Raw genomic sequence first — 9607 nt, forward strand, 5'->3', positions numbered from 1 at the left:
AAATTAATCAGTATTTAATCAAGTGATTAATTTGTGATGAAGAGAAGTAAAAAAGAGCAGAAAGAACTGCTCTTTGAACAAATAGAAAAGTATTTACTTAGGAAGAACGGTCTTGTGAGGCTATATCACCCCCAACTTAACACACTCCAATTCGGTCTGTTGGCGTGTTCTTTTAGTTGTGGGCATGGATTTACCAGATAAGCGTAGTTCGCGTATTCACAAAGCGGTAAATCGTTGATTGAATCGGTATAGAAATGGATTTCGGAATAAGGCTCAGGCTGATTTTCTAGCCACTGTTTTAATCGCGTGACTTTGCCTTCACGATAACTCGGGATACCGTCGATTTCAGCAGTATAACGGTTGTTTTTCTCGATTAAATCAATTCCGAGTGCGGTTGGAATATTAAGACGGCGACCAACGGCTTCCACCAAAAAAGTGACGCTGGCAGAGATGATAACCATATCTATACCATCACGAGACAGTTGCTCAATCAGGGTTTTGGCTTGAGGGAACTGTTTAGGCAAAATATGGCTTTCAACACATTCTTCAACCAAGGCGTTTACTTCTTCAATCGGCATGTTTTCTAGTGGCTTCATGGAGAACGCTAGGTAATCTTCCATGTCCATTTTGCCTTCAGAGTACAAGGCCATTAGACGCTGATCTTCCATAATAAATAAAGGATCAGTCGCGATGCCTTTCTCAACCATAAACTCGTTCCAAATCATTGCGCAGTCAGCGTTTATTAGGGTTTCATCCATATCAAAAACATACAAAGGTTTGGACATGTTTAGGCTCTCACTGGTTGAATTTCGTTTAGGTTAAAGAGTAGCTCTAGTTGGCTGCCATTCGCTAGTAAGCGTTCTGAAGAGCGGTTAAGCAAGTCAACAGTGAGCTCACACTCTTCAACGTTCACTTGATAGCGAATAACATTACCTAGAAGCTGGTGGTTGATGATCGTACCTACTTGTGGCGCTGAGATGTGGCTATCATATTGACGACCTTGCTCTTTTACATATATAGACTCTGGGCGAATCGCCACTTTCCATTCGGTATCAATGTTGAAGAGTTGCTTGGCTTTATTGGCCTCTACAAGGTTGTAGTGCCCCATGAAACCGGCCACAAACTCGTTAGCAGGATGAGTATAGATTTCTTCAGGTGTTCCTGCTTGAACAATTTCTCCTTTACTCATTAGGAAGATACGATCAGACATAATCATCGCCTCTTCTTGGTCATGAGTTACGAAGATAGTGGTGAGATTCATCTCTTTCTGAATATCTCGGATTTGCTGACGAAGGTGTTTGCGGATTTTGGCATCAAGCGCAGAAAGTGGTTCATCAAGCAATAATATGCGAGGTTTCACCACCAACTCTCGAGCGAGTGCGACACGCTGGCGCTGACCGCCAGAAAGTTGATGCGGATAGTGTTTTTCTTTACCTGCCAGATCCACCAGTTTGATGACTTTAGCCACTTCACGTCGAATATCATCATTCGCAAGCTTTTTCATTTTTAAGCCAAATGCAATGTTGCCTTCGACGGTCATATTGGGAAACAGCGCATACGATTGAAAGACCATCCCAATACCACGCTCTTGCGGGACTTGATGCGTGATATCTTCTCCGTTTACCCAAATCTCGCCTCCATCGACAGGGTTAAGCCCAGCAAGGCTGCGAAGTAGTGTCGATTTACCACAACCGCTAGGGCCTAAAAGCGTAATGAATTCACCTTGCTCGATGTTAAAGTGAATGTCCTCAAATACGGTGTTATCACCAAAACGTTTAGTCAGATTTTTCGCTGTTACGTAGCTCATTGTTTGACTCCTCGGCTGAAACGACTTGCCAACCAAGTCAGTAAAAAAATAAATAGGAAGTAGGTCATCACTAAGGCAGACGTAAAGTGGCCGCTCGTCTGACGCATGTTATACAAGTAGATTTGCAGGGTTTCATAACGTGTGCCGACTAAAATATTGGCGAACACAAACTCTCCCAATAGAAATGAAAATGAAAGGAAAAGCGATGCCATCAGTCCTTTTTTGAGGTTAGGTAAAATGACCATCAAAAACGCTTTGGTTGTGCTTGCCCCTAGCAAGTGTGCAGCGTCCATTAAATCGTTAAGGTTAATTGCTTCGAAGCTATTAGAAATCGCACGATACATGAACGGTAACGCGATGGTGAAGTAAGTACCTACTAGAATCCAAGGAGTACCGATAAGGGAGATTTCACTGTCAGCATAAAGTTGAAGCAAGCCGACGGAGGACACCACTGGTGGTACAGCGAATGGTAGCAAAATCAATACGTTCATGAGCTTATCGAGCTTCGGAAAGTAGTAAAACACCACGAATATCGCTGGCAGAACCAGAAGCACACTGAGGGTTAGCGAAGCAATACAAATAAACAGCGAACGCCCAAACGCTTGCAAAAAGCGTGGGTCGGTCAGCAATTTAACGTACCAATCAAAAGTGAAACCATCTGGAAGCACCGTGGCACCCCAGCGTGATGAAAGCGAATAGACAAAGGTCGCTAAAATCGGGATGAGCATGATCCCAACAATGGAATAAACCACCGTTTTATGGAATCGAGTATTAACGTTGTTCATGACTACTTCCTACCTGCATAGCTTTTCGAAATGAGCCATTGGTTAATCACTGTGATAAAGGCAAGTAACGCCATTAGAATCACTGAAATTGCAGCGGCGAGATTAGGTTCAAGGAACAGGTCTCCCGATACCAGACTCGCAATTCGAATTGTGATGACGTTATAGTTACCGGAGGTCAGCGCATAAACACTCGCATAAGCGCCAATTGCGTTGGCTATTAAGATAATAAAGGTACCGAATAAGGCTGGTGAGAGCACTGGCAGAGCGATTTTCGCCCAATACTGTGATGTTTTGGCTCCCAGTAGCGCAGCTGCTGCTTGCCAATCATCACTCAACGCGTCGAACGCAGGGTAGAGCAACAACACCGCCAGCGGGATTTGGAAGTAGATGTAAATGGCCAGCAGGCCCCATTTACCATAAAGGTCGAAATCACCGAGTAAGCCATACTGCTTGAGCAAAAGGGTAATCGCCCCATTGGTGCCCAAAATAATAATAAAAGCGAATGACAGAGGTACGCCTGCAAAGTTGCTGCTCATGTTTGTAAACGCAATCACACCGTCGCGGACTTTAGAATCGACTCTGCGTAGAGAAGAGACCAACAGAGTCGCAATGGCTAAGCCAAAAATGCTCGACCATACAGCTAACCACAAACTGTTGCCAAACGCCTGCATCATAAAGGCGGAGTCGAGCACTTCAATGTAGTTATCGAAGGCAAACTCGCCATCGTAGATAAAGCTGTTTAACAGTACCCAAATCATCGGTGCGAGTTGAAATAGGTAGAAAAACAGCGCGAAAGGCACCAACCAAATGGCTGGCTTAAAGCGCTTTAACCAAGTACTTGCCAAATTTGAGCGTGATTCGCTGGAGCTTGGGGAGAGGACTGAACTGCTCATAGTGCTAACAATTCCTGAGTGTATGGCTTCGTGTGGTCAAGGTTTAGCAATTGACAAACGGTGCCACAAATATCAGTTTGCTTAATATGACAATCTTGATGGGTAAACTTATCACCAATGACAAACAGGGGAACTTCTCGCTCTTCAGGTAAAATCCCACCGTGAGAAAGATCGTTGTTCATGCCATGATCGCTGGTCACAATGATTTGATACCCATCAGCAAGCCATTGATCGATGTAGTTGGAAAGAATAATGTCTGCACCTCGCGCACAATTGCGGTATTGGCGAGAGTCTAGGCCAAACTTATGTCCTGTATCGTCGATATTCATCGGATGGATCAGTAAGAAATCAGGTTGATAGTTGCGGCGTAAATACTCTGCGTCCAGGAACAAGGCTTCATCAGGATAATGATCCCAATGGTAAAAGCAGCCGTGCTGGATATTCAGGGTTTCATCATGCGTGAAACGATCGCGAACAGGTTCAAATGGCGCGCGATTATAAAGCTCACTTACCCAGTGGTAGGCAGCCGCAGCGGTCACTTTTCCTTGGGCTTTTGCCAAACTGAAAATGGAATCGTGTTTGGATAGACGAACGATATTGTTGTTTACGATGCCGCTTTCTACAGGGCGAACGCCCGTTAAAATGCACTCATAAAGTGGGCGAGACATAGAGGGCAGCTCACACTGCACAGGATAAAGCGTTGCGCGAGTTTCTTGTTGGGAACGACTTTGTTCTAGAAGACCATTGAGGTAGCCCATGCAATCACGGGCTACCTGATAGTTCAGTCCATCTAGAACAACAAGGATGACCTTATTGCTCATAACGACTTACTCTTATTGCTGGTGGATTAAGACACTTTCTTGCCATTGACGTGGCAGCTTACGTGCGGACTTTTCCCAAGCTGAGAAGTCAGTCACTGGGTGAACATTGCTGTATTGGTCATTAGCAATTAGCTTGTCTTGCACTGCTTGAGGCAGTGTGATGTTGGTGCGGATTGGACGCGCATAACCTTCTGCTAAGTTGATTTGCCCTTGATCGCTGAAGATGTATTCACGAGCAAGCTTTGCTGCATTAGGGTTCTTCGCGTATTTATTGATTATGGTTGTATAACCAGAAATCACAGAGCCATCTTGAGGAATGCTCACTGTAAAGCGGTCGCGGTCAATTTTGTCGCGGTAGTTCAATGCATTGAAGTCCCACATGATCGCCACTTCCACTTCGCCTTTTTCTAGGTTGGCGATGTTCGGATCGGTAAATGAAAGACGACCTTGCTTCGCGAGTTCAGAAAAGAATTTGAGCGCAGGCTTGAGGTTGGATTCGTCCCCACCGTTGGCGAACGCTGCGGCGAGAACCGCGTTGTTTGCCTGTGCTGCTACGCCTACGTCACCTACGGTCACTTTGTAGTCGCCTTTTAATAGGTCATCCCACGTTTTTGGCGCGTCTTTTACGAGGTTATTGTTGGAGATAAAAGAAATAGTGCCAGTGTAAGCAAGTGCCCAATGACCATCTTCGTCTTTTGCCCAATCTGGGATGTCATTCCAAGTTGTTGGTTTATATGGCTGAGTGACGCCTTTTTTAACCGCTACACGTGCGAAGGCAAAGCCTACGTCACCAATGTCTGCGGTCGCGTTTTTCTTCTCAGCTTCGAATTTTGCGATTTCTTGAGCCGAGCTCATATCCGTGTCTTGGTGCTTAAGGTTGTAATTTGACTTTAAATCAGCCCAAGTGTCTTTCCAGTTTGCCCAACTGTCAGGCATACCCACACTGTAAACCGCCCCTTCTTTTTGTGCTGCTGCTACCAAAGATTCAACATCGGCTTCTTTCGCTACTGTTGGCGCAGCGAGCGTTACCGCAATGATTGCCGCTGGTGCGGTAATTGAACGACTTAGCAAAGTTTTCATTGTCTCCATCCTTCTGGACTAGGTCAGTAAGTTCGCTTTGTATGCTATGGATGGAATGTGACGATTTAGCGCAAGTAATTTGACAGTTTTGCTGATTTTATATGGCACTTATATTTCATACGTTCAGTATGTGTTCTGTTGATTAATGTCATATTTTTGTTACGTAAACGCCTTATGTTATTCGTCAAATTATCGTTGGACTAGATCAGAATGAGAGTGACAGGCACCGGACAATTTGGTACCCAATTAGGAAAAATTAGAAGCAGCTTAAAACAGCAGATTCTTTCCGGCATCATGTCGGAAGGACAAAAACTGCCGTCAGAGAGAGAGCTCAGTGAGCTGTTTTCTACAACTCGAATCACTATCAAAGATGCGTTGGTGTCTTTAGAAACTGAAGGCCTTATTTATCGAGAAGAGCGCCGGGGTTGGTATGTATCTCCTGAGCGTATCTGTTACAACCCGTTGTCTCGTTCTCACTTCCATCAGATGATTCGAGAGCAGCATCGTATTGCAGAAACTAAGTTACTCAACGTGCGAAGTGAAATGGCCGCAGGTGAGTATGCCAAATCGTTAGAGGTGGAGCGAATTACCCCAATTTATGTAATTGAACGGTTACGTTTTATTGATGGGCGAGCGGTATTGTTTGTTGAGAACGTGCTCAAAGCGGCACTGTTTGAGGGTATATTGTCTGAGAACCTCACCATGTCCCTGACGGGCATTTATCGTGAGAAGTATGGTTACGAAACAAAGCGCTCTCGTTTTGATGTGATTCCAACGTCAGCACCTGCTCATGTCGCTAAAGCGTTGAACTTGGCCGAAGGACAACCCGTTCTGAAAATTCGGCGGGTAAACTACAAACAAGATGGGCATTTAATGGACTGCGAATTCGAGTATTGGCGTCCAGACGCAGTGATGATTCGCATTGATAGCGTAGGATAAAGCGCAGAATTAAAAAGAGCCCAATGAAGGGCTCTTTTTCGCATATTGGTTAGAGAGGCGGTTTAAACGAGGCCTTGCTCTTTCGCCATTCTGCTTGCAATGCCGGGTGCTTTCCAAATGCTTGGCAGCAAAATGAAAGACACAGGCACGGCGGTAATCACAATGAAAGACTGCAATGCAGAAATACCACCAGAGCCCATTGAGATAAGCGCAATAGCGACAATACCCATAATCAGCCCCCAGAACGAGCGAATCACTGCGTTTGGTTCTGTTGAGCCCGTCATCACTACACTGATTGTGTAAGTCATCGAGTCACCCGTCGTCACGATAAATGTTGTCGTTAAGATCAGGAACAGAACCGAAATGATCATAGGGTAAGGTAATTCACCAGTAATCGCTAGCAGTGCTGCAGGCAAGTTAAAGCCTTCAAACGCAGATGAAATCAAACCTGGGTTATCAAGTTCAAACGCAAGGCCACTGCCACCAACGATACTAAACCAGAAGCAAGTAATCAGCGGTGCCGCTATGCTAATAGACATGATTAATTGGCGAATTGTACGACCACGAGAGATACGAGCAATAAAGATCGCCATCATTGGGCCATAACCGATAAACCAACCCCAGAAGAATACTGTCCACCAGCTTAGCCACCCTGTATCACCACGGTAAAGTGCCATAGGGAAGAAGTTATCCACCATACGGCCAACGCCTTGCACGTAGCCATCAACGATAAAGCTTGTCGGCCCGAAGAACAGGATGTAACCAATTAACAGTACAGACAAAATGATGTTGTAACGACTGACGATTTGAATACCCTTGCTCAAACCGCTCAGTGCGGAAAGGGTATACATCAGGATCGCCGCCATAATAACCATACTTTGCGTTACGAACGTATCTGGCAGGCCAAACAATGAATTTAGCGCGTAGCTAATTTGTAAACCTAAGAAGCCGATAGGACCGATGGTTCCTGCTGCTACTGCAATGATGCTACATGCGTCAGCAACATCACCAATCCAGCCTTTAATGGCTTTATCACCAAACACAGGGTAAAGCAGAGTACGCGGTTTAAGAGGCAGGCCTTTATCGTAATGCAAGTGCATTAAGACAATGGAAGATAGACCACCAAGGATCGCCCAAGCTAAGAAGCCCCAGTGCATAAAAGACTGAGATAGGGCATTGATTGCGGCAGTTTTCGGTGAGGCTTCCCCGTATAGAGGCGGAGCAGTCACAAAGTGCGCGATAGGCTCAGCAGCGGCCCAGAACACACCACCACCTGCAAGTAGAGTACAGAGTACGATTGACAACCACTTAAAGTTATCAATATCAGGTTTCGCTAGACCACCTAGGCGCACATAACCAGTGCGACCAAACGCAAGAGCCAAACCAATTAGGAAATTCAGAAGAAGCAGTACTTGCCAGTAAGCTCCGAAATATTTAGTAGCAAAGCCGAAGCCGGTGTTAACCATTGCGGTTAGAGAGTCGGTATTCGTTAGAGCAAGTAAAACGAATAGAGTGAGGAAGCTACCACTTAACCAAAAGACAGGATTGGTGAGTTCGAGGCGCTTGAGTAAAGATGGGGGATGAATAGCAGAATAGTCAGCATCCTGAATAGGCGCTGTGTGGGAGGCGGCATTCGTCATATTTGACATAATTACTTCGCTTTTTAGGGCTATGAAGCCGTGCATTTCCCCTCACATCGTTTCAACGAAAAGTGTGAGGATGTTCAAAAAGCCGATGATGTTAACATGTCGAAGTTGCAAATATAACCTTAGATTTCGATTAATTTTTAACAGGTTAGCCAAGTTGCTGATTTTTGGGTAGAGATCAAAAGAAAGAGTTTTTACGTGAAATGCACCGCATTTCGTATGTAATTAACATTTCCCTTGTTTTTGCATGGAATTATCAGGATTACATTGAGAAAACATGTTTTTCCCAAGCTAAGGTTTAACTCGATGGCTCACTTCGAACTTAACGGGCAGTGGATGCTTACCTCGCCACAGCGTCCCAATCTTGAAATTCCAATGTTTATTCCGGGCGATAATGTGTCGGCGCTTTTACAAGCAGAGCAGATTCCAGATCCTTATTTTGCCGATAATGAAAACAAAGTTCGATGGATTGAAGAGTGTGAGTGGCATATCTCACGTGAGTTTGACGTCGACGCGTTTACGTTGTCTGCCAAGCAAATTTGGATGACGCTAACTCGTGTCGATACATTGGCAACCTTCTATGTTAATGGTGAGTTAGCACTAACTTGCAGCAACATGTTTACCCAGCAACGTGTGGATATTAAACCGCATTTAAAGCAAGGTACTAACACGATTCGGGTTGAGTTTGCTCGGGTGGATTTAGAAGGTATCGCAAGAGCAAAAAAACTGCCATTTCCTATTCCATCGGCAATGGGCAACAACCAAATTCCACACATGAACTTGATCCGCAAAACACAATGCCATTCCGGATGGGACTGGGGCATTTGCTTGATGGTATCGGGTATTTACGACCCCATTCAAATCGACATTGTGAATGAGCTTTGGCTCAAAGGCTTCTCGACAGAGCAGCAATGGCAAGCCGATGGGAGTGTGTTTCTTGATGTAGTAGTTGAAGTGGAAACGGACAGTGAACGCCATGAAATGATGGTTGAATTTAATGGTGAGCGTCAATGTATTCAAACAAAAGGAAGTGGTCACTATCATTGCCAGTTCCACATTTTGGAGCCTCAACGCTGGTGGCCATCGGGTTATGGCGAAGCGTATCTCTATCCCATTACCATTTCTTGCAGAGAGCAAAAGTTAACGCACAACATTGGTTTGCGTCAGCTAACTCTAAATAATCAAGCTGATGAGCACGGCTCTGCAATGGAATTTATCGTCAATGGCGTACCGATTAATGCTAAAGGTGCCAACTGGATCCCTATTGACGCAATGCCGGGGCGAGAGTGCGAAACACGTTATCGCAACCTTTTGCAAAGTGCGGTTGACGCCAACATGAACATGATTCGCGTATGGGGCGGTGGTCAGTACGAGAGTGAAATCTTTTATAACCTTTGTGATGAACTTGGCTTGTTGGTGTGGCAAGACATGATGTTCGCCTGCTCGTTGTACCCATCAAACGACGAGTTTTTAAAAGAGGTAGAAGAAGAACTTAGATTCCAAATCCCGAGGCTCAAGGAGCACCCATCAATCGCACTTTGGTGTGGTGACAATGAAGTGATTGGAGCTATTGGTTGGTATGACGAATCTAAGCGCAGTAAAGTCAAATACACGGTTAACTACGATCGCCTCAACC

At 45.0% G+C, this 9607-nt stretch carries 9 protein-coding genes; 2 read left to right on the forward strand and 7 right to left on the reverse strand.

Features of this window, described 5'->3' with window-relative positions; all coding sequences use genetic code 11:
* Positions 1 to 125: 125 nt before the first annotated feature.
* The 6 genes from CAG68_RS18610 to CAG68_RS18635 are packed head-to-tail and all read right to left on the reverse strand — an operon-like array spanning position 126 to position 5386.
* Entirely contained in the window at positions 126 to 785 is a 660-nt protein-coding gene (locus CAG68_RS18610) for an HAD family hydrolase (protein WP_017633566.1), read from the reverse strand.
* Positions 786 to 787: 2 nt separating this feature from the next.
* Positions 788 to 1807 (reverse strand): ATP-binding cassette domain-containing protein, encoded by a 1020-nt coding sequence (locus CAG68_RS18615; RefSeq protein WP_161441494.1) that lies wholly within the window; start codon positions 1805 to 1807, stop codon positions 788 to 790.
* Positions 1804 to 2592, reverse strand: coding sequence for an ABC transporter permease (locus CAG68_RS18620; protein ID WP_017633567.1), 789 nt, complete (start codon positions 2590 to 2592; stop codon positions 1804 to 1806). Before CAG68_RS18620 ends, CAG68_RS18615 begins: the two co-directional genes overlap by 4 nt.
* A gap of 2 nt (positions 2593 to 2594) precedes the next feature.
* A complete protein-coding gene (locus tag CAG68_RS18625; protein WP_047102769.1) occupies positions 2595 to 3485 on the reverse strand; it encodes an ABC transporter permease in 891 nt (296 codons plus the stop codon).
* A complete protein-coding gene (locus tag CAG68_RS18630) occupies positions 3482 to 4306 on the reverse strand; it encodes an alkaline phosphatase family protein (protein WP_005373854.1) in 825 nt (274 codons plus the stop codon). Before CAG68_RS18630 ends, CAG68_RS18625 begins: the two co-directional genes overlap by 4 nt.
* 12 nt (positions 4307 to 4318) lie before the next feature.
* Complete coding sequence (locus CAG68_RS18635) at positions 4319 to 5386, reverse strand: ABC transporter substrate-binding protein (RefSeq protein ID WP_047102768.1); 1068 nt, start codon at positions 5384 to 5386, stop codon at positions 4319 to 4321.
* Positions 5387 to 5596: 210 nt separating this feature from the next.
* Between CAG68_RS18635 and CAG68_RS18640 the strand changes: the two genes are divergently transcribed.
* Entirely contained in the window at positions 5597 to 6325 is a 729-nt protein-coding gene (locus tag CAG68_RS18640; RefSeq protein WP_047102767.1) for a UTRA domain-containing protein, read from the forward strand.
* A 62-nt stretch (positions 6326 to 6387) separates the two neighbouring features.
* Here CAG68_RS18640 and CAG68_RS18645 read toward each other — a convergent pair whose 3' ends face one another.
* Entirely contained in the window at positions 6388 to 7974 is a 1587-nt protein-coding gene (locus tag CAG68_RS18645) for a BCCT family transporter (protein ID WP_005373846.1), read from the reverse strand.
* A 303-nt stretch (positions 7975 to 8277) separates the two neighbouring features.
* Here CAG68_RS18645 and CAG68_RS18650 point away from each other — a divergent pair.
* The coding region (locus tag CAG68_RS18650; protein ID WP_443083884.1) for a glycoside hydrolase family 2 protein at positions 8278 to 9607 on the forward strand (1330 nt) is incomplete at its 3' end.

It is taken from the genome of Vibrio sp. V42_P2S4T144, assembly GCF_009904715.1.
Classification (GTDB): domain Bacteria; phylum Pseudomonadota; class Gammaproteobacteria; order Enterobacterales; family Vibrionaceae; genus Vibrio; species Vibrio alginolyticus.

Coding starts and splice junctions, on each gene's coding strand:
- CAG68_RS18610 (WP_017633566.1), bottom strand. CDS start 785: ATGTCCAAACCTTTGTATGTTTTTGATATGGATGAAACCCTAATAAAC.
- CAG68_RS18615 (WP_161441494.1), bottom strand. CDS start 1,807: ATGAGCTACGTAACAGCGAAAAATCTGACTAAACGTTTTGGTGATAAC.
- CAG68_RS18620 (WP_017633567.1), bottom strand. CDS start 2,592: ATGAACAACGTTAATACTCGATTCCATAAAACGGTGGTTTATTCCATT.
- CAG68_RS18625 (WP_047102769.1), bottom strand. CDS start 3,485: ATGAGCAGTTCAGTCCTCTCCCCAAGCTCCAGCGAATCACGCTCAAAT.
- CAG68_RS18630 (WP_005373854.1), bottom strand. CDS start 4,306: ATGAGCAATAAGGTCATCCTTGTTGTTCTAGATGGACTGAACTATCAG.
- CAG68_RS18635 (WP_047102768.1), bottom strand. CDS start 5,386: ATGAAAACTTTGCTAAGTCGTTCAATTACCGCACCAGCGGCAATCATT.
- CAG68_RS18640 (WP_047102767.1), top strand. CDS start 5,597: ATGAGAGTGACAGGCACCGGACAATTTGGTACCCAATTAGGAAAAATT.
- CAG68_RS18645 (WP_005373846.1), bottom strand. CDS start 7,974: ATGTCAAATATGACGAATGCCGCCTCCCACACAGCGCCTATTCAGGAT.